14 protein-coding genes are annotated in these 22,514 nt (G+C 74.5%); 6 read left to right on the top strand and 8 right to left on the bottom strand.

What is annotated here, in order from left to right:
• Positions 1-42 precede the first annotated feature (42 nt).
• From POL72_RS47200 to POL72_RS47190, 3 genes are all read left to right on the top strand, one after another.
• A complete protein-coding gene (locus POL72_RS47200; protein WP_272103640.1) occupies positions 43-4,983 on the top strand; it encodes a sigma 54-interacting transcriptional regulator in 4,941 nt (1,646 codons plus the stop codon).
• A 345-nt stretch (positions 4,984-5,328) separates the two neighbouring features.
• Positions 5,329-5,772, top strand: coding sequence for a BON domain-containing protein (locus tag POL72_RS47195; RefSeq protein ID WP_272103638.1), 444 nt, complete (start codon positions 5,329-5,331; stop codon positions 5,770-5,772).
• A gap of 31 nt (positions 5,773-5,803) precedes the next feature.
• Complete coding sequence (locus POL72_RS47190) at positions 5,804-6,349, top strand: DUF3341 domain-containing protein (RefSeq protein ID WP_272103636.1); 546 nt, start codon at positions 5,804-5,806, stop codon at positions 6,347-6,349.
• Positions 6,350-6,416: 67 nt separating this feature from the next.
• Here the strand turns inward: POL72_RS47190 and POL72_RS47185 are convergent, their stop codons facing one another.
• Complete coding sequence (locus POL72_RS47185) at positions 6,417-7,016, bottom strand: cysteine hydrolase family protein (RefSeq protein WP_272103634.1); 600 nt, start codon at positions 7,014-7,016, stop codon at positions 6,417-6,419.
• A 264-nt stretch (positions 7,017-7,280) separates the two neighbouring features.
• Between POL72_RS47185 and ku the strand changes: the two genes are divergently transcribed.
• Positions 7,281-8,231, top strand: coding sequence for a non-homologous end joining protein Ku (ku, locus tag POL72_RS47180; protein WP_272103632.1), 951 nt, complete (start codon positions 7,281-7,283; stop codon positions 8,229-8,231).
• A 72-nt stretch (positions 8,232-8,303) separates the two neighbouring features.
• On the top strand, positions 8,304-9,506 hold the full coding sequence (locus POL72_RS47175; RefSeq protein WP_272103630.1) for a putative sensor domain DACNV-containing protein: 1,203 nt from the start codon (positions 8,304-8,306) through the stop codon (positions 9,504-9,506).
• A gap of 26 nt (positions 9,507-9,532) precedes the next feature.
• Here POL72_RS47175 and cheB read toward each other — a convergent pair whose 3' ends face one another.
• The 7 genes from cheB to POL72_RS47140 are packed head-to-tail and all read right to left on the bottom strand — an operon-like array spanning position 9,533 to position 19,286.
• A complete protein-coding gene (gene cheB, locus POL72_RS47170; protein ID WP_272103629.1) occupies positions 9,533-10,567 on the bottom strand; it encodes a chemotaxis-specific protein-glutamate methyltransferase CheB in 1,035 nt (344 codons plus the stop codon).
• Positions 10,564-11,394 (bottom strand): CheR family methyltransferase, encoded by an 831-nt coding sequence (locus POL72_RS47165; RefSeq protein WP_272103627.1) that lies wholly within the window; start codon positions 11,392-11,394, stop codon positions 10,564-10,566. The genes cheB and POL72_RS47165 overlap by 4 nt, the downstream gene beginning before the upstream one ends.
• Positions 11,395-11,404: 10 nt before the next feature.
• Positions 11,405-13,762, bottom strand: a complete 2,358-nt coding sequence (locus POL72_RS51475) for a HEAT repeat domain-containing protein (RefSeq protein ID WP_272103625.1) — start codon at positions 13,760-13,762, stop codon at positions 11,405-11,407.
• Entirely contained in the window at positions 13,759-16,308 is a 2,550-nt protein-coding gene (locus POL72_RS47155) for a methyl-accepting chemotaxis protein (RefSeq protein WP_272103623.1), read from the bottom strand. Before POL72_RS47155 ends, POL72_RS51475 begins: the two co-directional genes overlap by 4 nt.
• On the bottom strand, positions 16,298-16,735 hold the full coding sequence (locus POL72_RS47150; protein WP_272103621.1) for a chemotaxis protein CheW: 438 nt from the start codon (positions 16,733-16,735) through the stop codon (positions 16,298-16,300). The genes POL72_RS47155 and POL72_RS47150 overlap by 11 nt, the downstream gene beginning before the upstream one ends.
• The gene (locus tag POL72_RS47145; protein WP_272103619.1) at positions 16,732-18,906 is read right to left on the bottom strand and encodes a chemotaxis protein CheA; all 2,175 of its coding nucleotides are present in this window, start codon (positions 18,904-18,906) and stop codon (positions 16,732-16,734) included. Before POL72_RS47145 ends, POL72_RS47150 begins: the two co-directional genes overlap by 4 nt.
• A complete protein-coding gene (locus POL72_RS47140; RefSeq protein WP_272103617.1) occupies positions 18,903-19,286 on the bottom strand; it encodes a response regulator transcription factor in 384 nt (127 codons plus the stop codon). The genes POL72_RS47145 and POL72_RS47140 overlap by 4 nt, the downstream gene beginning before the upstream one ends.
• A 577-nt stretch (positions 19,287-19,863) precedes the next feature.
• Between POL72_RS47140 and POL72_RS47135 the strand changes: the two genes are divergently transcribed.
• On the top strand, positions 19,864-22,392 hold the full coding sequence (locus POL72_RS47135) for a hybrid sensor histidine kinase/response regulator (RefSeq protein WP_276598080.1): 2,529 nt from the start codon (positions 19,864-19,866) through the stop codon (positions 22,390-22,392).
• The last annotated feature ends 122 nt before the right edge of the window (positions 22,393-22,514 follow it).

Below are 22,514 nucleotides of genomic sequence, written 5' to 3'. Positions count from 1 at the left end.
GTCTCACTGTCTCAGATGGCACATCCGTGAGACACTGCGCGGGTGAGCCAAGCCGAAGGGACCCTGCTCGCCCGCCGCTACCGCCTGATCCGTCCCCTGGGGCGGGGGGGCCTGGCCACGGCGTGGCTCGCGCGCGACGAGGCGCTCGGGCGGGACCTGTGCCTCAAGCTGCTCGGCCACGCGCGCACGGCGGAGCGGGCGGCGTTCCGCGGCGAGTTCAGGATGCTGGCGGGGCTCTTCCATCCGCACCTCGTCCGGGTGCTCGACTTCGGCATGCTCCGGGAGACCGGCGAGCCGCGCTTCTACTTCACGTCGGAGGCGGTGCTGGGCGCGCCGCTCGACGAGTACGTGACAGGCCGCCGCTTCGAGGAGGCGCGGGCCGCGATCGTGGACGTGCTCGACGCGCTCCGGTTCCTCCACCGCGCGCGCATCCGCCACGGCGACGTGAAGCCGGCCAACATCCTCGTCGGGGCCTCGGGGCGCGCGGTCCTGATCGACCTGTCGTGCGCGGCGCGGCTCGGGGGGAGGCCCGACGACGGCGTCTCCGGCACCCGGGGCTACCTCGCGCCCGAGGTGATCCGCGGCGAGCCGGCCGACGGGCGCGCGGACCTGTTCTCGCTCGGCCGCACGCTCGAGGCGATCGCGCCGCTGCTCGCGGAGCCGCTGCCGGAGGCGATCGGCGCGCTCGCAAAGCGCCTCGTGCGGTCCGAGCCGCGCGACCGCCCGGCCGACGCGGGCGAGGTGCTCGACTGGGTGGGCGCCGCGCCGCGCGCCCTGGCCCCGCCGCCGCCGGAGCCGCCCCACCTCGTCGGGCGCGAGGGTGAGCTGCGCGCGGTCGCCGAGGCGCTCGCCGCGCTCGAGCGAGGCGAGCGCGGCCCGCGCGTCTGCGTGATCTCCGGGGAGCCAGGCTGCGGGAAGAGCCGCCTCCTGCGCGAGGCGACGTGGAGCGCCGAGCTCCGGATGGAGGCCGTGGAGGGCTTCGCCAGGGCCAGCGCGCCGGTGGCCTCGATGCTGCGCCGCGCGACCGGCGAGGAGGCGCTCCCCGCCGGCGCGCTGGGCGCCCTGCGCGCGCACGAGCGCCTGACGCGCGCGCGGGGAGGAGGAGGCGGCGACGCGGGGGCCGGGCCGCTGGTGCTCGTGCTCGACGACGCCGACGAGGTGAGCGGGGCGGACCGGGAGATGCTCGAGGCGCTCGCCCGCCTGCTCGGCCCCGAGGATCCGGTCCTGCTCCTCGCCGCCGAGCGCGTCCCGCACGGCGGCGGCCGCGCGCCGCTCGCCGCGGTGGCCGCCGAGGCGGGACGGAGCGCGCGCGAGGTCGCGCTGCCGCCGCTCGGGCGCGAGGCGGTGCAGCGCTGGATGGACGACATCGGCCTGGGCGACGCGACGGAGGTCGTGCTGCGCGCGAGCGCGGGGTGGCCCGCCGATCTCGTGGTGATCGCGGGGCGGCTCGCCGAGAGCGGGGACGTGGCCGGGCTCGACGCGACGACGCCCGGGGCGAGCGCGCGCTACGCGCTGCGGCTGCGGGGCCTCGGGCGGCCGCTGCGGGACGCGGTGGCGACGCTGGCCGTGCAGGGCGGCGCGGTCGCCGACGAGGAGCTGCCGCCGCTCGGGCTCCCGGTCGCGCACCTGGCCGAGCTCGCCGCCCGCGGCGTCGCCGCCCGCACCGCAGGGGGGTGGACGCTGACGCGCGCCGGGCCGATCGCCGCCCTCCTCTGCGCGCTCGGCGGCGAGGTGGTCCGCGCGGCGCACGCGCGGGCGGCCGCCGCCCTGCCGGCGCACGCCGAGCAGCGGGCGCTGCACCTCGCGCTGTCGGGCGACGCGGCGGCCGCCGAGCGCCTGTTCCTCGAGCGGCGCGCGGAGCGCGAGGCGGATCCAACGCCGTGGGCCGCGACCGCGGAGGCGCTGCTCGAGGCGGCGACGTCGGCGGAGGCGCGGCTCGAGATCGCGTCCACCCTCCAGCGCGCCGGCCGCGCGGCGCGGGCGCGCGAGGTGCTGGAGCACCTGCTCGCGAGCGACGAGGCCGGAGGGCTCGGCGCGCGGCGCGCGCAGGCGCTCGTCCGGCTCGGCGCGTGCCTGCTGGAGCTGGGCGACCCCACGGCGGCGCTCGCGCGGCTCGACGAGGCCGAGCGGGTCGAGCAGGCCGGCGGGGAGGGCTCGGCGTCATCGTCCACGCCGCGCGAGCGCGCGGCCCTCGCCGATCTCGCGAGCCGGGCGCTCTTGCGGCTCGGATCCCACGCGGAGGCGCGGGCCCGCGCCGAGCCGGCGCTCGCGTGGTGCGACGAGCCGGAGGTGCTGGCGAGCCTCCACGAGGACGTCGGCGTCGCGGCGAGCTACCTCGGCGAGCGCCGGCTCGCGGGACTGCACCTCGGGCTCGCCGCCGGGCTGCACCGCGATCGGCGCGCGCCGAGGGCGCTGGTGCGGGCGCTGTCGTACCAGGCGATCGACGCCTTCCGGGCCGGGGAGGTCGAGGCGTCGCTCGTGGGGTACCGGCAGGCGCTGGCGACCGCGGAGGAGCACGGGCTCGGCGACCTGGTGGCGCGCTGCAGCCTCAACGTGGGCACGGCGTGCCACCAGTCGGGCGAGCTCGGGGAAGCGCTCGCCGCTTACGAGCGCGGGGCGCGGCTGGCCTCCGCCCTGGGCCAGGCGGACCTGGTCCTCGTCCTCGATTTCGATCTGGCGAAGCTCTGGGCGGACGTGGGGGCGTTCGAGCGGGCCGCCCGCGTCGCCTCGCGGGTGGAGGCGGAGGCCGCGCGGCGGGGCGCGCCGTTCTTCGCGGCGGCGGCGGCCTCGGTCCTCGGGGACTGCGCGCTCGCGGCCGGCGACGCCGAGGAGGCGGCGCGCTGCTTCGAGCGGTCGCGGCGCGGCTTCGAGGCGCAGGGGGCGCAGCGGGAGGTGGTGGAGGAGGAGCTGGAGCTCTGCCGGGCCCACCTCGCGCGGGGCGCGGCGGGCGACGCGTGGGCCGCGCTGGGCCGTGCGCGCGAGCACGGAGCCGCCCGGGAGGCGCCCGACCTCGGGGCGCGCGCGGCGCTGCTGGAGGGGCGGCTCGCGCTGCTCGACGGCGAGGGCGACGGCAACCTCGGTCAGGACCTCACCGCTGCCCGGGAGCGCCTCGAGCGCGCCCTCGGCCTCGCCGAGCGCGCGGCGCAGCCCGACCTCGCCGCGGACGTCCGCCTGGCCCTGGCCGAGGCCCACGAGCTCGCAGGCGAGCCCGAGGCCGCCGCGGCGCAGCGGGAGCGCGCGGCAGCCGCCTGGACCGCCATGGCGCGCTCGCTGCCGGAGGCGCTGCAGCACGCCTTCTGGACACACCCCCGGCGCCGCGCGGCCCAGCCGTCGCGCGCGCCCGCGGCGGCCGAGCCCGCGGCGCAGCCGGCGGCGGAGCGCACGGCCAAGCTCGAGCGGCTCCTCGCGGTGTTCCGCAGGCTCAACTCCTCCGTCGAGATCGCCGACATCCTCGCGATGGCGATGGACGCCGCGATCGACCTCACGGCCGCGGAGCGCGGGTTCCTGCTGATCGAGCAGCCGGGCGGCGAGCTGCGCGTGGCGGTCGCGCGCAACGTCGACCGGGAGAAGGTCGGCAGGAGCCACCTCAAGTTCAGCTACGGCATCGCCGAGCGCGCGATCGCGACGCAGGAGCCCGTGGTCACCGTGGACGCCCAGGAGGACCCGCGCTTCCACGAGCACGCGTCGGTGCACGCGATGCGGCTCAGGTCCGTGATCGCCGTGCCGATCCGCTCGCCGGACGGCGTGCTCGGCGCGCTCTACCTCGACAACCGCTTCCGGCGCGCGCGCTTCGCGCCGGAGGACGTCGACCTGCTCCTCGCCTTCGCCGACCAGGTCGCGCTCGCGCTGCGCAACGCGCGGCTCGTCGACGATCTGCGCCGCCGCACCGTGGAGCTCGAGGCCGAGCGGCGCCGCGTCGAGGAGCTCCTGCGCGGCCAGGCCGCGGAGATCGACCGTCTGCAGGAGCAGGTGCTCGTCCGCCAGCAGGCGCTGGAGCACCGCTACGATTACGGCGCCATCGTGGGGCGCGGCCCCGCGCTCCGCGCTGTGTTCGCGACGCTCGACCGCGTGGTCGAGGCGCCGGTCAACGTGCTCGTGACGGGCGAGAGCGGCACCGGCAAGGAGCTCGTCGCGCGCGCCATCCACTTCGCCGGCCCGCGGAAGAGCGGCCCGTTCATGGGGATCAACTGCGCCGCGCTCCCCGCCGCGCTGCTCGAGTCGGAGCTCTTCGGGCACGTCCGCGGCGCGTTCACGGGGGCCGACCGGGACCGGACCGGCCTCGTGGTCGCGGCGCGCGGCGGCACGCTCTTCCTCGACGAGCTGGGCGAGATGCCGCTCGAGGTGCAGGCGAAGCTGCTCCGGGTGCTCCAGGAGCGCGAGGTGCGCCCGGTGGGCAGCGCCGAGGCCGTGCGCGTGGACTTCCGCCTCGTCTGCGCGACGAACCGCGATCTCCTGGCCGAGGCCGCGCGCGGGCGCTTCCGCGAGGACCTCTACTACCGCGTCGCCGTGGTGCAGATCCGGCTCCCGGCGCTGCGCGATCGCCTGGAGGACCTGCCGGAGCTCGCGCTCCACTTCGTGCGCCGCGCCGCCGAGCAGCTGGGCCGCCCGGCGCCGCACCTGTCCCACGAGGCGCTTCGGCGGCTCGGCCAGCACGGCTGGCCCGGCAACGTGCGCGAGCTGGAGAACGTGATCACGAAGGCGGTCGTGCTCTGCGACGGCCGCAGGATCGGCCCCGACGACGTGGACCTGCCCCGCGCGCAGGAAGGCGGCGGCCGCGGCGCGCTGCGACCGCCGCGCGACGAGCGCGCCGCGCTGCTCGCCGCGCTCGAGCGGACCGGCTGGAACGCGCTGCAGGCCGCGCGCGAGGCGGGCATGTCGAGAGCGACATTCTACCGGAAGCTGCGGAGGCTGGGAATCGAACGGCCGATCGAACCGCCAAACGCACGCACGACCGAACGGCCGAAAGGCGCCCGCGACGACTGAGCCCTTCCTCCAGCGCGGGCCCGATCCGGTGCTGGCGACTGGCGCTCTCGACGACGTCCGTCACAGGCGTACACACGCACCGTCCTCCGCGCGATAGCGCAAGTTCTCCCTTTCTGACATGGCCGGCACGGGGCAGTTCGCCCCACTTGGGGCAGTCCGGCCTCTTTCCAGTCATGAGCTTGCCAGCCGCGCGCCGACGCATGGAAGAGCCGACCCACGGTACGGCGTGAAAAAAGGCATCTCATCCTCCGGCGTGACGGGGGTCATGCTCCGCCGTGGCCACGGCCGCGCACCGACAGGCGCTCTCCACCGGGGGATGGCCCGGGCCTTGCGAGGGCGGCGGGCATGAACACAGCAAAATACCTCCTGCTGATGCCTCTCTCGCTCGCCGCTGCGGCCGGCTGCGATCGAGCGGAAGGCACGACTCGCTCGGACGGCAATCCCGCGGTGCCGGGCGAGATCGCCCAGCGGGCGAACAGCCCCACGCCGACGGCCGCCGACAACACGGGCAAGAACGATCGCGATCGCGATCCCGCCGCGCTGACCCCCGGGGACCAGGGCGAGAACGAGGCCGATCGCACGATCACCCAGAAGATCCGCCAGGCGGTGGTCGCGAACGACACGCTCTCGATGAGCGCGAAGAACGTCAAGATCATCACGACGGGGCAGGTGGTGACGCTGCGCGGCCCGGTGAAGAGCGACAAGGAGAAGGCCGATATCGGCGCGATCGCCCTCGGGATCCCGGGTGTGCAGAAGGTCGATAACCAGCTCGAAGTCGACGTTGACTGAACCGAATCGAACGGTCCGAAAGGAAGACACCATGGCAACGAAGAAAGCGGTCCTTGGCCTCGTGAGCACGCTCGCTCAGGCAGACATCATCGTCGGCGATCTGCAGCGCGCCGGCTTCATGACAGGCGACATCTCGGCGCTGTTTCCCGACAAGCACGGGACGCGGGACTTCGCGCACGAGAAGCACACGAAGGCGCCCGAGGGCGCGACGGCGGGCGCCAGCGCGGGCGGCGCGGTCGGCGGGACCATCGGGCTGCTCGCGGGCATTGGCGCCCTCGCCATCCCGGGGCTCGGGCCCTTCATCGCCGCCGGCCCCATCATGGCCGCGCTGAGCGGCGCCGCGGCCGGCGCCGCGCTCGGCGGCGTGACCGGCGCCCTGATCGGGCTCGGCATCCCCGAGGTCGAGGCCAAGCAGTACGAGGGGAAGATCAAGGGCGGCAACATCCTCATCTCCGTCCACGTCAACGACAGCAACGAGCGCGCGCTCGCCAAGCAGATCCTGGAGCGCAGCGGCGCGACCGACATCGCGGTCCTCACCGAAGAGGGGATCTCGTCGAAGCAGAAGGCCGTCGCCTGAGCGCGACGCTCTCTCTTCCCACGTGACCTCGGGCAGCTGCCCGCCTGACGCCGCGCATCGGCCGGCCTCAGGCGGGCAGCCGCTCGAGGTCGAGCTCGTCCGACGGCGTGATGTCGGCCTTGAGGAAGCGCTGCATCTGCCGGAGCGCATGGCCGTTGTCCTCCTCCGTCTCGGAGGCCGTGCAGTCCGACGGGACGAACAGCCGGTAATCGCGCATGTAGGCGTCGTTCGCGGTGAACAGGACGCAGATGTTCCCCGCCATGCCGGTGAGGAGGAGCGTCTGCGCGCCGAGCGACTCGAGCAAGATCTCCAGCGTGGTGCCGTAGAAGCCGGAGTGCTTGGGCTTGAGCACGAAATAATCGTCCTCTCCAGGCCGCAATAGCGCCGCGATCTCGCGGCCGCGGACGCCCTCTTCCAGGCAGTGCTCGATCTGACGGTGGAAGTTGGATTGCCAGCGGCCGAAGTTGTCGTTCACGTAGACCGCCGGAATGCCGGCGTCGCGACACCGCTGCTTCAGCGCCCGGACGCGGTGCGCCATCGGGAGCGCGTGGGCGAGCAGCCGGTCTCCTCCCGGGAAGTCCAGATCGTTGATCACGTCGATGAGGAGCAGCGCTGTCCGGCTCTCGTCCGGCGCGGCGCCGTGAAGGTCGTGGGAACGCCGAGGCATGTCACGCGGGTTATACAGCGGGCCAAGGCGCGTGGGGCAGCGATCACCACCGATCGGCGCGCGCCCGGTCCGCCGTGGCGAAACGCGACCTCGGCTGTGGCAGCGCGCGGCGGGAGGCGCAGGATCCGCGATGCCCCCGGGCGGCCGGGACGGGCGCGCGGCGCAGGCTCCGCGAGGACGCGTCGTCGGCCGCCGGCTTGCATTGCCCGCCATGACGGACCTGGCGCGGCCCCTCGGGTCGCCGCCCGGGTCGAAGGAGCGCACATGCCTCGCAGCATCTGGAAAGGGAGTATCAGCTTCGGGCTCGTGCAGATCCCGGTGGCCCTCTACCCCGCCGAGGAGCCCGACGAGCTCCACTTCACCCAGCTCGACAGGCGCACCATGGGGCCGATCCGCTATGAGCGCGTGAACCGGGAGACGGGCGAGCCGGTGAGCTGGGACGATATCGTCCGCGGCTATCCCTACGAGAAAGACGAGTATGTCGTCCTGTCCGACGAGGACTTGCGCCGCGCGAACGTGGAGGCGACGCAGACCGTGGACATCCTCGACTTCGTCGACGCCTCGGAGATCGACCCGATGTACTACGATAAACCGTATTTCCTCGCTCCCGCGTCCCAGAACGGCAAGAAGCGATCGCCGGTGACGGCGTATGTCCTCCTGCGCGAGGCGCTGCGGAAGACGGGCAAGGTCGGTATCGCGAAGGTCGTGATCCGGACGCGCGAGCACATCGCCGCGGTGAGGCCGCACGGCAGAGGGCTCGTGCTGAACCTGCTCCGGTTCGCGCACGAGCTCCGCTCCGACGAGGAGCTCGACCTGCCCGAGATGGACGCCAAGGGAAAGGGGCTCGGCAAGCGGGAGCTGGAGATGGCGGAGCGGCTGGTGGCCGAGATGGCCACCGCGTGGGAGCCGGAGAAATACAAGGACGAGTACCGTGACGACGTGATGAAGCTCATCGAGAAGAAGGTGAAATCCGGCCGCACGACCGCGCCAGCGGAGCCCGTGGAGGAAGAGCGCGAGCGCCGCGCCACCGGCACGGTGGATCTCATCGCGCTGCTCAAGAAGAGCCTCGGACAGAAGGGCGGGAAGGCCGCGAACGACGAGGCGAAAAACGGCACGAAAAACGACAGACCAGCGCCGGAAGAGGGCGGCAAATCCAGGGCGCGGAAGGCGGAGACCCCGAAGCGGAAGGGCGGCAGCTCGCGTCGGGCCGCGTAGCGAGCACGGCGAAGCGGTCCGCGCGCCGCCCGCCGGGCTGGCCGGGGGCGCGGAGGAGGGTAGAGCGAGCTCATGCGCCCCAAGTATCCGGCGGACGTCACGGCGGCTTTCCTCGAGCTGCAAGGGCAGGCCCCGCTCGCGGCGCAGAAGCTGGCTCCGGGCGCCCGCGTCGCCCCCGACGAGGCGCCGCCCTCCTTCGCCGCGATCCTGACGCAGCTGATCGAGACGCTGTTCTTCGCGTCCATGGCGACGGAGGAGGGGCGGCTCAACCCGATCGGCGTCGTGTTCGCCGAGCGCCTCGCCGAGTTCGAGTCCGGAGAGCCCGCGTGGGATCTCGTGCGGTTCGGGTCCCCGGTGGCGTTCGACGCGGAGCACCTGGCCAACCTGGCTCCGGCGAGCGCGTGGCCGCGCTCCTTCCTGGCCGTGGTGCCGCTCGAGGGGTCGCTCGCCGTCGCCGGCATCGCGGTGCCGCACGGCCGGCCGTCGTTCGCGCTCGATCAGCTCGTGCGCGTCGTCGCCCCGAAGCCCGGCGTCGTGGCCGTGTACCGCGGCGAATGGGAGGTCGTCCGATACGAGCGCGGCGCCGTGCGGACGTGGATGCCCAAGAACCTGCCGCTGCTCGACTCCATCGAGCGGACCGTCGCGCGGGACCAGGCGAGCGCGCTCGCCCGCAATGTGCGCGGCTATCTGCTGCGCATCGTCGAGGGGATGGTCGAGCTCGGCCGCGGCGGGCTCCTGGTCGTACTGGGACCGGGCGAGGGCCTGCCGCAGCTCTTCGGTGAAGAGGGCAATCAGCTCGACACCGAGGTCAAACGGCTGACCCCTGCCCTGTGCCTCGGCTCGGCCATCCTCGACCTCGCCGGCGCGCACGAGACCCACCTGCCGGACGGGCCATGCCAGCCGTCCGGGGGGAGGCCGGCGGCGAGCGAATCGGAGCACGCGCTCCAGCGGTCCGAGCGCGTCAGCCGGCTGCTCGAGCTCATCGTCCGGCTGACGACCGTCGACGGCGCGGTCGTGATGAGCCACGCCCTCGACGTGCTCGCGTTCGGCGCGAAGCTGCCGCCTCCGCGGGCGATCATCTCCGAGGTCTTCGCCGCCACGCCCGACCAGCGGATGGACGCGAGCTTGAGCCTCGACGCGCGAGGCACCCGCCACCGCGCGGCCGCGGCGTTCGTCGCGGGGTACCCGGAGCGGATCGCCTTCATTGTCTCCCAGGACGGCAACGCAGCGACGTTCCAGGAGATCGAGGGGAAGGTCGTCTACTGGCCGCTGTGACGAGGCGCGCCGTGCGATGTGCGACGTCAAAGATGCCGCAGGATGGCCGCAGGCATCTGATCGATCGGCGCCACGGCCGCGGCGAGCCCGGCCTCCAGCACGCGGCGGGGCATGCCGTAAACGACGCAGGACGACTCGGCCTCGGCGAGGATCCTCCCGCCCGCCGCGCGGATCGCCCGGGAGCCCTCCAGGCCGTCGTCCCCCATGCCCGTCAGCACGACCCCGAGGACGCCCGGCCCGAACTCGGCCGCGGCGCTCGCGAAGAGCAGATCCACCGACGGGCAGTAGAGGGACGAGTCGGCCGTCGCCACGAAGCGGACGCTGGCGCGCGTTAGGTCGCGCCGGACCTCGATGTGCGTCCCCCCGCGCGCGAGGACCACGAGCCCGGGCCGGAGCGGGAGATCGTCCGACGCCTCGACGATCGAGAGCGCGCTCGCGTCGTCCAGGCGGCGCGCCAGCGATTCCGTGTAGCCAGGCGGGATGTGCAGCGCGACGACGATCGGGGCCGGGAACCCGGCGGGCATCCCTGCGAAGAGCCGCGTCAGCGCCAGAGGGCCGCCGGTCGACGCGCCGATCACGACGACCCGCGTGCGCGAGAGCGCCGGGATCGCGCCAGGCGCGGGCGGCGGCGCGGGCGGCGGCTCTGCGCGGTGGATCTTGGCCTCGGCGGCGGCGAGCACCTTGCGGACCAGCTCGTCCGCGAGGCCGAAGAGGCGCTCGGTCGCGAGCGCCGTCGGCTTCTCCACGAGATCGGTCGCGCCTTCCTGGAGCGCCCTGACGCCGAGATCGCTGTCCGCGTCGGCGCTGCTGACGACGATCACCCGCGGCGCGCCCTCGCGCGGCAATGACGCGAGCACGCCGAGGCCGTCGAGGTTCGGCATCACGAGATCCAGCGTGACGACATCCGGCTTGTAGCGCGCGATCTTCTCCAGCGCGTCCAGGCCGTCCATGGCCGTGTCGACGACCTCTATCGCGGAGCTCGCGTTGAGGACCTGCCGCAGCACCTTGCGCACGAAGGCCGAGTCGTCGACCACGAGCACGCGGACCGCAGGGCGCCTCATCGCTCCGCGTTCCGGTAGAGGAACACGCCGCCCCGCTCCTCGCAGGAGAGCGCGGTGCCGAGCCTGAAGAGCGACTCGGAGACCCCGACCAGGAGGATCCCGCCCGCGGAGAGCGCCCCCGCGAGGTTCTTGACCACCCACCGCGCCGTGTTGTCGTGGAAGTAGATGAGCACGTTGCGGCAGATCACGACGTCGAGCTGCCCGAGCGACGCGACCTGGGACGCGTCGAGCAGGTTGATCCGCCGCCAGTCGATCGCCCGCCTGAGTTCGGCGCTCACGACGACGCGATCGGGCGTCACCTGCAACCACCGCTCGGCGAACGGAGGCGGCGGGGCGTTGCTCCGGAGCGAGCGGGGCCCGAGCACGCCGGCCTGGGCCCGCGAGAGCGCCCGCGCGCTGATGTCGCTCGCGATGACATCGACCTTGTCGAGCAGGCCCCGCTCGGCCAGGAGCATCGCGAGCGTGAACGGCTCCTCGCCGCTCGAGCAGGCCGCCGACCAGATCCGCGGCCGGCCGCCCGCCGCAACGCGCGGCGCGATGAACTCCGAGACCGCGAGCTCGATCTGCGCGAACTCGCGGAAGAAGTACGTCTCGCCCACGACCAGCCCGTCGATCAGCGCGTCCATCTCGGCGGCGCCCGCCGGGTCGTAGCGGAGGAAATAGTAGTAATCGAGCAGCGAGTCGAAGCCCGCGTCGATGGCGCGCGCCGACAGCTTGTCGCCGAGCAGCTCGCGATCGGCCGCGTCGTAGTGGAAGCCGATCTTCTCGGCGACGAGCGCGCTGAAGATCGCGAAGACCTGCGGGGAGATGGGGAGGCGGCTCGTCATGCCCACGGGATCAGGCCCACTGTGCGAGGACGGACGCGGACACGCGCCGCACCTCGGGATCTGGATCGGTCCGCGCGGCGCGCTCGACCGCCGCGAAGCCCTCGCGGGTGGCCACCGCGGCGAGCGTCGTGGCGGCCGCCTTCCGCGCCGGCGCGCGCGGCAGCCGGAGCGCCTCGAGGAGCGCGGCGTGCGCCCCGGGGAGCCGCATCCGCGCGAGCGCCGCGGTCAGGAGCGGCGAGAGCTCGTCGTCCGCCGTGCCCAGCGCGTCGAGGATGCCCTCGATGCGGCCCGGCACGGGCGTCGACAGCGCGGCGAGGAGCGGGCCCTGCGCCCGCGACGTGACGAGCAGCGCGACGAGCGTCCGCGTCGCCTCGGCGCCTGGCCGCCCCGCGATGAAGCTGGTCGCCGCCGCACGCACGCTCTCGTCGGGGTCGCTCGCCGCGCGCACGAGCGCCGGCAGGACCTCGGGCGACGAGAAGCCGGAGATCGCCGAGACCGCGACCAGCCGGGTCGCCACGTCCGGGGACGAGAGCGCGTCGAGCAACGTCGGCAGCGACGCCTCCCGCCCGGCGATGCCGAGCCCGATCAGCGCCGACCGCCGCATGTCCGTGTCGCCGTCCCGGGCCGCCTGCTCCAGCGCCTCGAGCGCGAGATCGCCCTTGATCCCCGACAGCGCCTCGATCGCCGCCACGCGCACCTGGCCGCTCTCGTCCCGGAGCCGCTCGGCGATGACCCCTGCCGCCGCCTCCCACCCGAGCTTCCCCAGCGACTGGCAGGCGTAGTACCGGACCCATGCGTCGCCGTCGCGGAGCCCCGCGAGGAGCGCGCCGATCACGCGAGGATCCCGGCGCGACTGCCCGAGCGCCCGCATCGCGACGGCCCGGATCCGCGCCGTGGGATCGGCCGCGACCGCGACGAGCGCGTCGAGCGCCGCCGGCGCCGCGAGGGACGCGAGGCCATGGATCGCCTGCTCGCGCGCCCGCACGTCGGGGTCGCAGAGGCCGTCGAGGAAGACCGGCAGCGCCGACGCAGGCGCGAGGTGCCCGAGGATCCGGAGGGCCGTCCGCCGCGCGGCCGGGGTCCCTTCGTGGGCCGCGGCGAGCGCGAGCCCCTCGACGTCCGGGCCGCCGAGGCACTGGATCGCGGTCGTCGCGGCGTGGACCACGCGGGGGCTCGGGTCGTCGAGGACCTGGAACAGCGCGCGCGCCGAGCTGGGCTCCGCGATGCGCGCGAGCGCGTCGCACGCCGCCGCGCGGACCTCCGCGTCCGGATCGGCGAGGCAGCGCTCCGCCTCGCCCGCCGCCGCGACGCCCCGGACGAGCGGCAGGAGCAGGAGCCTGCGCGGGCTGTCGCCGTCGCGCAGCGCCGCGAGCACCCGGGGATCCGCGCTCCGCGAGAGCTGGCCGAGCGCCTCCGCGGCGGCGCCCGCGACGGGAGGACCGGCGTCGAGCAGGCGCGTCAGCTCGAGCAGGGCGTCGTCGCCCCCGATCGCGCCGAGCACGCTGCAGAGGGCGGCCTGCTCGGCCGGATCCGCGCCCGTGAGGCTCTGGGAGAGCCGCCGCGCCACGCCGGGCGCCGGCGCCTCGCTCCGGAGCGCCTCGTCGATCGGCGCGGCCGTCCCGTAGCGCTCGCGGTACCGCTCGCGCAGTTCGGCGAGCGCCGCCGCGGCGACGCGCACGACGCCGTCGCTCGGCCGCCCGAGGAGGCGCACCAGCGGCGCCACGGCGCCGCGGCTGCCGGTGCGGCCGAGCGCCCGCGCCGCCTCGAGCACGTAGCGAGGATCATCGAGGAGGACCGCCAGCGGCCCGGTCGCGCGCGGGTCGCCGCTCCGGCCCAGCACGTCGATCGCCGGGAAGACACGGAAGAAATTCCCGCTGGAAACAGCCTCCACGAGCGAGTCGACCGCGGACCTGCCGCCGACCCGGCCGAGCGCCTCGATCGCGGCGACCGCGACGTTGTCGTCGGGGTGCGACGTGAGCTCCGCGAGCCGGGAGACGGCCTTCGCGCTGCCGCGGCGGCCGAGGATCTGCGCCGCGTCGGCGACGAGCGCGGGGCGAGGATCCAGGCTCAGGGCGAGCACGGCGGCGTCGACGTCGCCCAGCGACGCGACGAGCGCGTCGACCGTGGCGGCGATGCGCGCCTCGCTGTCGCGCCGGGTGGAGAGGCACGCGCACAGGGGGTGGACCGCCGCATCGCCGAGCGCGGCGAGCGACGCGACCACGGCCCGCCGCACGGTCCAGCTCGGATCCGCGAGCATCTCGACGAGCGCAGGCGCCCCCGGAGGCCCCGAGGCGGCGAGCCGCTCCACCTGCTCGACGCGCTGCCGCTCCGCGTCCGAGATGGCGAGCGCGGGGCGCCGGGCGATCACGCTGTCTCCGGCGGCGCGGGGTGCTGCGTCCCGTTCGCCTTGATGTGGGCGACGGCGTGGGCGACCGTGGCGACGATGCCCGCGACGGCGTCCGCGTGCTCCGCGCTCGCCTGCCGGATCCTGCCGAGCTGCTCGACCACCTGGCCAGCGTCGCTCGCGATCGCGCCGGTGTCCCTCGCGTGCCTGGCCGTGGAGGCGAGCAGCTCCCGGACCGGATCGCGCAGCCGCGAGAGCGAGGCGGCGTGCTCCTCGCTCCGGGTCGAGAGCTCGCCTACCCCCTTCTCGGCGGCCTGGAGCGACGCCGTGTGCCGGTTCGCGCCCGACGCGAGGGCGAGGATCGTCTCCGCCTGATCGGCCACGGCCCGCGCCGTCTGCCTGGCGATCCGGCGCACGGACTCCCCCTCCTTCGCCAGGGCCGCCGTCGCCTTGCCCTGGTCCGCCGTCGCGGCGGTCACCGCCGCCGCGAGCCGCGCGACCTGGCGGGCGGACGCCTCCAGCTGCTTCGCGGCCCGCGCCTGGTCGCCGATGCCCCGCGCCGACTGGGCCGACAGCCGGCGGATGTCGTCCATCGCGCGCGCGATCTCGGTCGCGCCGCCCGCCTGCTCCGCGAGGCCGGCGACCATGCGCTGCGACGCGCCCGTGACGTCCTGCGTGAGCGCCGTGATCCCGGCCAGGGTGCGGGTCTGCTCGATCATGGCGGCGTTGGTCTGCTGGGTCAGCGCGCGCATCTGCGCGGCGACCTTGGCGAGCTGCGACGCCCCTGTCGCCTGCTCGTCCATCGCCCGCGACACCCGCTCGGCGGTGGACGTGAGCTGCGCGTTGGCCTTCACGGCGTCCCGCAGCGCGCGCGCCTGCTCGGCGGTCGCGTCCTTCGTCTGCCGGGCCATGCGCCGCATCTCGGCGCTGCCCTGCGCGAGCGCCTGGATCGCCCTGGTCTGCTCGGCCGCGGAGCGCGCGACCGCCTTGCCCTCGTCGCTCATGCGCGACGCGGTCTGGGTCAAAGAGGCCACCGCCTGCACCTGCTCCGCGTTCGCCCGGTCGATGTCGCGGATCGAGCGGCCGAGCTCCTCGACCCCCTGCAGGATGGACGTGAGCGCCCGATCGGCGTCGCTCGCGAGCCGGGTCCCCTCGTCCGCGACCTTGACGCCCTCGCTCGAGGCGGCCACCGCCTCCCGGGCGCTCGCCTGGAGCGCGCGGACGATCTTGGCGATCTCGGCGCTCGAGACGGCGGCCCGATCGGCGAGGTTGCGGATCTCCTCGGCGACGACGGCGAAGCCGCGGCCGTGCTCCCCCGCGCGCGCGGCCTCGATGCTGGCGTTGAGCGAGAGGAGGTTCGTGCGATCGGCGATCAGGTTGATCGTCTGGACGATGTCGCCGATCTCCTCCGCCCGCTTGCCCATCTCCTTCATGACCGAAGCGGAGTCGGCCATCGCCTGCCGGATGCTCCCGAGCCCGGCGATGGACCGGCCGACCGTCGCGGCGCCCTGGCGCGCGGTCGCGACCCCCTGCTCGGCGGTCGCGCGCGCGGTCTCGACGATGGCGACGATCCGCCGCGTCGAGGCCTCGACCTGCGACGACGTGGCGGCGTTGCCGGCCGCGAGCCCGCTGATCTGCTCGGCGCTCTGCGCGACCTGCTGCGCGGTCCGCGCGAGCTGCTCGGTGGCGACCGCGTTCGCCTCGATGGTCGCCGCGTTCTTCTCGGCGGTGACCGCGACCTCCTCGACCGAGCTCGCGATCTCCGTGATCGTGCTCGCGGTCGTCGACGCGCTCCCGTCGAGCGCCTTCGCGCTCTCGGCCACCCCGCGGATCGACCGCGCCATCTGTTCGGCGGTCGCCGCGGTCTCCTCGACCGCGCTCGCCATCTCGGTCGCGTCCTTCGCGACGCGATCGAGGGAGCCGCTCACGCCCACGACAGCCGCGGCCATGCTCGAGATCTGCGCCCCGACCCCCTTGGCGTCGGCCGAGAGGCGCGCGACGCCCTTCGACATCTCCTCGATGGTGGCCCCGATCTCCTCGATCGCCGCGGCGTTGCTCTCCCCGCGGGCCGCCGCCTCGTCGGCCGATCCGCTCGTCACGGAGACCGCGCCGAGGAGCTCCTCGCTGGAGGACGCGAGCTCCTCGGCGCTGGCGCTCACCGCCTTCACCGAGCGGGCGATCTCCTCGAGCGCGACCGCGGTCGTATCCGACGAGGCGGCGAGCGCGTCGGCGTCGCCCTTCACGCTGGTGAGCGCGGGGGCGAGCGCGCCGATGCCTCCCGCCATGCCCTCGGTCCCCCTCACGACCTCGACGACGGCGTCGCCCACCCGCTGCCCCGTGCGGGCGAGCGCCTGCGCGGCCGCACCGATCTCCTCGAGCTCGCCCGCGAGCGCCCCCGCCATGGCCCCCTGCTCCCTGCCGGCGGTGGCCTGCTCGGCGCCGAGGGCGGCGAGCCGGGCGGCTGCCTGCTCGACGCCGGCGACGGTCGCGACCGCTTGACGGAGCGCGCGCTCGGTCTGCTCCGCCCGAGCGAGCGCGCCATCGATGTCCGCGATTGCATCAGCTGCCATGATCCTGCTCCTCACCGATGATCCTGCCGACGTCGACGAGCATGACGAGGCGCCCCCCGATCTTCGCGACGGCCCTGACGAACCCGGCGCTCTCCTCCGCCATGACCTCGGGGGGCGGCCGCAGCTCGCCCTCGGCGATGTTGACGACCTCGCGCGCGCTGTCCACCAGGAGGCCCACGGTGCGGCCGCCGTGCTGGACGACGATGACACGCGAGTCGAGCGTCGGCTCCGCGCTCGGGAGCCCGAAGCGGACGCGCAGATCCACGACCGGGACCACGCGGCCCCGGATCTGCACCAGGCCGCCGACGTACGATCGCGTCCCCGGCACCCGGGTCGCCCCGGCGAACGACTCCATGTGGAGCACGTCCACCGCCGAGATGACGTACTCGGTGTCCGCCACCTTCAGGACCACGTGCAGCTCGCTCACGAGGCCACCCAGACGAGCGCGCCGCGGCCGCCGCGGCCGGCGGAGAGCCTGCCGCTGAGGGTCACGAGGTCGAGGACGAGCGTGGGGCGCCCATCGCCGAGATCCGTCGAGCCAGACACGCCCGGCACCCTGACGAGCGGGTCCTCGAGCGGCCGCACGACCACCTCTTGCTGGCCGATCACGCGGGTCACGCCGAACGCGAAGGGCGCGCCGTGGCGGCGGACGACGAGCGCCCTGCGCGCGGGCGAGGCCCCGGTCTCGAAGAGGGCGCCGAGGTCGACGAGGGGCACGACCTCGCCACGGCGCTCGATCAACATCGTCCCGCCGCGCGCTTCGCCCGCGGCTGGCAACATCGTCCCGCCGCGCGCTTCGCCTGCGGCTGGCAACATCGTCCCGCCGCGCGCTTCGCCCGCGGCTGGCAACATGCTCCCGCCCCGCGCTTCGCCCGCGGCTGGCAACATGCTCCCGCCCCGCGCTTCGCCAGGGGCCGGGCCGCGGATGATGCGGGCGGCATCGATCTCCACGACCTCCTCGACGCCCGCGACGGGCGTCACGAACAGCTGGTCACCGCACAGGAAGGAGAAGGCGTCCACGATGGTCAACGTGAGCGGGATCCGGAGGGTGAAGGTGGTGCCGGCGCCGGGCGACGTGCTCACCGCGAGCTCGCCGCTGAGCTGCTCCACCGCGATGCGGCGCACGATGTCCATCCCGAGCCCGCGGCCGCTGGTCTTCGTCGCCTGGTCGAGCGTCGACAGCCCAGGGAGCGTGATGAGGTCGAGCAGCGCCGCGTCGCTCTCGGGCGCGGGGCGGCCGGCCCGCCTCGCCACCAGCGCGCGATCGATGCCGCGGCCGTCGTCGGCGACGCTGAGCTCGAGCTGATTGCTGGAGCGCTCGAAGCAGGAGACCCGGACGACGCCCTCCTCGGGCTTGCCGAGGCGCCGCCGCTCGGCGGGCGGCTCGATCGCGTGATCTACGGCGTTCCGGAGCAGGTGCACGATCGCAGGGAAGACGCGCTCCGCGACCGCCTTGTCGAGCTCGGCCTTGCCGGCGTCGATCTCGAGCCGGACCTGCTTGCCGGTCGCGCGGCCGAGGCCGCGGACGACGAGCGGCACGCGCTCGAGGAGCTCCTTCACGGAGATCATGCGCGCGCGCATGATGGCGCCGCGGAGGTCGCGCAGCGTCCGGTCGTGCTCGCGCAGGATCTCCGACAGATCGCGGGTGTCGACCCCCCGGGCGCGCAGCTCGGCGGCCGCCCGCGCGAGCCGGAACCGCGTGACGACGAGCGCCGACAGCTTGTCGAGCGCGTCGTCGAGGCGCGCCACCTCGACGCGGACGACGCCTCGGAGCTGGGGCTCCCGGTCCACCGGCTCGTCCGGCTCGCGCTCCGCCAGGGCCGCGACGGCCGGCGGGACGGCGGGCTCCACCGTGAGCGCGCGGACGCCGTCCGCCGCCGCCGCGCGCGCGACCTCCTCGTCGGGCGCGCTCGTGAGGACGAGGAGCGCGAAGACGATGCCGCCCGGCGCCCCATCGCTGGCCGGCACCGAGAGCGGGACGACCTTGACGATCTCGGCGAGCTTGCCGACGCGCTCGCGGACGGTCGTGATGTTCACCCCCTCGGCGGTGCGCGCCGGCGAGGGGGTGAAGTCGACCCGCAGCGCGCGCCGCCCGCCGGCCACGCCCTGCGCGAGCTGCACCCGCTCGCCGGGCCCGAGCTTCGCGAGGATCTCGGGATCGGCGCCGATCGTCGGCACGGGCGGCGACGGCGCGGCGGCGAGATCGAGCGCGGTGAGCGCGGCGAGGAGCTCCGGCGCCGCCGGCAGCACCGGCTTGCCCTCGGCGAGGGCCCGGGCCCGCTCCTCGATGGACCGGAGCCCGCGGAGCAGCACCTCGATCGACGAGCCGGAGAGGCTCCCGGCCGCCCGGTCCGCCGCCCGGAGCACGGTCTCCATCCCGTGGGCGAGATCCACGATCGGCTCCACGCCGACCATGGCGGAGAGGCCCTTGATGGTGTGGAGGGCGCGGAAGAGCTCCCGGATCGGCCTGGGGCTCGACTCGCCGGCGCGGAGGGCCGCCTCGACGGCGAGGAGGTTGGCCGTCGACGCGGAGAGGTGCTCTTCCACCTCGACGAGGTAGCCGGCCACGAACTCGTTCACATCGAGCGCGCCGGTCATCCGGCGCCGGCGACGCCGTCCTGCAGGAGCGCGCGCACGCTGGCCAGGATGGCGTCAGGAGTGAAGGGCTTCGTCATGAACTCGGACGCCCCCGCGGCGAGCGTGCGGGCACGAGACTCCTCATCACCCCGGGTCGTCACCACCAGGATCGGCAGGCTCCGCAGCCTGTCTTGACCCCGGATGAACTCGATCACCTCGAGTCCCCCGATATCGGGCATATTCAGGTCGAGCACCACGAGATCGAACGGCCTGAGCGAGAGCGTCTCAATCGCCTCGAGCCCGCTCGCCGCGTGCGCGAACCCGTGCTGCTCTGCCCGCAGGCAGGCCACCACCATCTCACGCATCACCCTGCTGTCATCGACGACGAGGATCTCTGCCACAGCGGTGCTCGGTCGAGGGAATAGCCTTTCCGAACACGAGGTGTCAATCGCGCCTGTGCGTCCGTGGGAGAATCAGGGAACTCCCGTCAGCCCCGCCCCGAGCTCCGGTTCCCCGGCTCGCGCGAGCAGCGCGCCGGCCGTGCGCTGCCTGCGCGTCGAGCCGGCGCCGGCGAGGTCTGCTGTGCTCGCTGACGAGTCCGGGCTCCCCCGAGGAGCGCCAGTGCGCCGGCGAACGTCGGCAGGCGCGCGAACGCCATGACAGCGGTCGATGGAAACCGGCGACCGCCGCGTGATGCGGGGCGCAATGACCAGAAGCAACCTGGCGCAACCTGCCGCGACCGGACGCCACGCCGCCAAACGCGACCGAACGCGACCAGACGCAACCAGAAGAGAGCGACAGGGCGTCTTTCATCGTATTACGCTTGCATCGTCGCAGGCTCTCACTCAGATGAGACTGGGCGGTAAAGACGCTTGCGGAACCAACGCGTCTCCGTGCCCCGTCCCGCCCCGAGAGGCGCCGCCCTCTAGCGATACGCCTCGCGGCCCCTGCTGCTCCTGGAGAACCATGAATCGGCCAATGACGATGGACTTCGTGCTCGCCGACGCCGCGCGCGATGCGAACGGCCCGCCCCGGCGCCCGGCGCCGGCCGCGGGGCGAGGCGTCCGGGAGGTGGGCATGGAGCCTCCGCCGAGCGAGCACGCGCAGCGCGGGGTGGTGTGGATCCTCGACGATTCGTTGCTGGAGGCCGAGATGGCCGCGCGCGCCCTCGCGCCGGGGTACGAGGTCCAACTCTTCACGGACGCCGCCGCGATGCTCGAGCGCGTGGCGGGCGGCGATCTGCCGGACGTCCTCGTGCTCGACCAGGTGATGCCGGCCATGTCCGGCACCGAGATCTGCGGCCTCTTGCGGTCGCGCCCCGCCACGGTCGGGCTCCCGATCCTCATCCTGACCGTGGCCGGGCAGGAGGAGGACCTCGTCGAGGGGCTCACCGCGGGCGCCGACGACTACGTGGTCAAGCCCTGCCCGGCGGCCGCGCTGTCGGCGCGCGTCGGCGCGCTCCTCCGCTCGAAGCGGCTCCGCGAGCGGGCCGAGCGGGCCGAGCGGGTCGCGGCGGTGGAGCGCGATCTGCTGCGCGCGCTCATCGAGCAGAGCGGCGACGGCATCATGGCCGCGGACGCGCGCGGGGCGCTCCGGATCTGCAACGGCGAGGCCCAGCGGCAGCACGGGGTGTACGAGCGCGACGCGAGCGACGCGATCGAGTCGCTCCGGCCCCGCGGGCTGCTCGCGCTGGACGGCCGGCCGCTGCGCCCCGACGAGGACCCGCTCCACCGCGCGCTCCTGGGCGAAAAGGTCGAGAACGCGCGCTGGCTCGTGACGCGCCCGGACGGCTCGATCCGCGCCCTCGCCGGGACGGCGTCGCCGCTCCGGCACGCCGACGGCTCGCCCGCGGGCGCCGTGCTGATCACGCGCGACGAGACCGACGCGATCGAGGCGGAGCGGGCGCTCCGGGACAGCGAGGAGCGCTATCGCGTGATCATCAGCGCGCTCGAGGAGGGCATCACGCTCGAGGACGAGCGCGGCGTCATCCGCACCGCGAACGCGAGCGCCGAGCGGATCCTCGGCCTGCCCATGGCCCAGCTCGTCGGGTCCACGATGCCGGGCCCGTCGTGCAGGCTCGTCCGCGAGGACGGCTCGCCCTTCCCTTTCGAGATGGTCCCCTCGCAGATCGCGCTCCGGACGGGCGCGCCTCAGTCGGGCGTCCTGCTCGGGCTGGAGCGGCCGGGCGGCTCGATCGTGTGGCTCTCGGTGAACGCGCAGCCGCTCCGCGGCGCGAACGGCTCCGTGGCCGGCGTCGTCTCCTCGTTCTTCGACATCACGGCGCGGAAGCGCGCGGAGGAGGAGCGGCAAGACCTGCTCGCCGCGGCGCAGTCCGCCCGTCGGGAGGCCGAGGCCGCCAGCCACCTGAAGGACGAGTTCCTGGCGACGATGAGCCACGAGCTCCGCACGCCGCTCACGGCGGTCCTCGGCTGGATCCGGATGCTGCGCACCGGCAAGCTCGCCGAGGAGCGCCGCGACAAGGCGCTGGAGACGGTGGAGCGCAACGCCCAGGCGCAGGCGCAGCTCATCGACGATCTGCTCGACATCTCGCGCATCATGGCCGGCAAGCTCCGGCTGGACGTCCATCCGATCGAGCTCGTGCCCGTGATCGACGCCGCCCTCGAGGTCGTGCGGCCGGCGGCCGACGCCAAGGGGGTGCGGCTCCTGCCGCTGATCGAGCCCGGCGTGGGCGCCGTCGCGGGCGACGCGGGCCGGCTGCAGCAGGTCGTCTGGAACCTGCTCAACAACGCGGTGAAGTTCACGCCGCGCGGCGGGGTGGTGCGCATCCGGCTCGATCGCGCCGACGGGTCCGCCGAGATCACCGTGTCCGACACCGGCCAGGGCATCGAGCCCGCGTTCTTGCCGTACGTGTTCGAGCAGTTCCGGCAGGCCGAGAGCGGCACGACCCGCAGGCACGGCGGCCTGGGCCTCGGGCTCACGATCGTGAAGAGCCTCGTGGAGATGCACGGCGGCACGGCTCACGCGCTGAGCGACGGGGAGGGTCAGGGCGCCACGTTCGTCGTCCAGCTGCCGCTCGCGGCGCCGCCGAGCCAGGGCCGAGGGCGCCGGCTGGCGCTGCTGCCGAGCGTCTCTGCCGGGAGCGACCGCCCGCCGGAGCTCGCGGCGCTGAACGTGCTCGTGGTCGAGGACGAGGACGACACGCGCGAGCTCCTCGTCACGATGCTCGAGCAGTGCGGCGCGCGCGTGACGGCCGTCTCGTCCGCGGCCGAGGCGCTGCTCGCTGTGAAGGCGCTGCAGCCCGACGTGCTCGTGTCCGACGTCGCGATGCCCGGCGAGGACGGCTACGCGCTGATCCGCAAGATCCGCGCGCTCCCGGCGGCGAGCGGGGGGCGGACCCCGGCGATCGCGCTCACCGCCTATGCGCGCACGGAGGATCGCATGCGCGCATTGCGGGCAGGGTTCACCACCCATGTCCCGAAGCCCATCGAACCGGCGGAGCTGCTCGCGGTGCTCACGACCATGTGCGGCTCGAGGGCGGGCGCCTAGGCACAACCCCCCTCACGTGCCTGACCTCCACCACCGGCACGAGAACCGCCCAAGCCCGCATACCTCCGTGTGAAGATCGGACGCCATCTGCAACGTCTGGGCGTCGACGAAGCGTCGGCCGG

It is taken from the genome of Sorangium aterium (genome assembly GCF_028368935.1).
Lineage (GTDB): Bacteria > Myxococcota_A > Polyangia > Polyangiales > Polyangiaceae > Sorangium > Sorangium atrum.
Note: the sequence above shows the minus strand (reverse complement) of the source record. Positions and strands in the feature narration are given on the sequence as shown.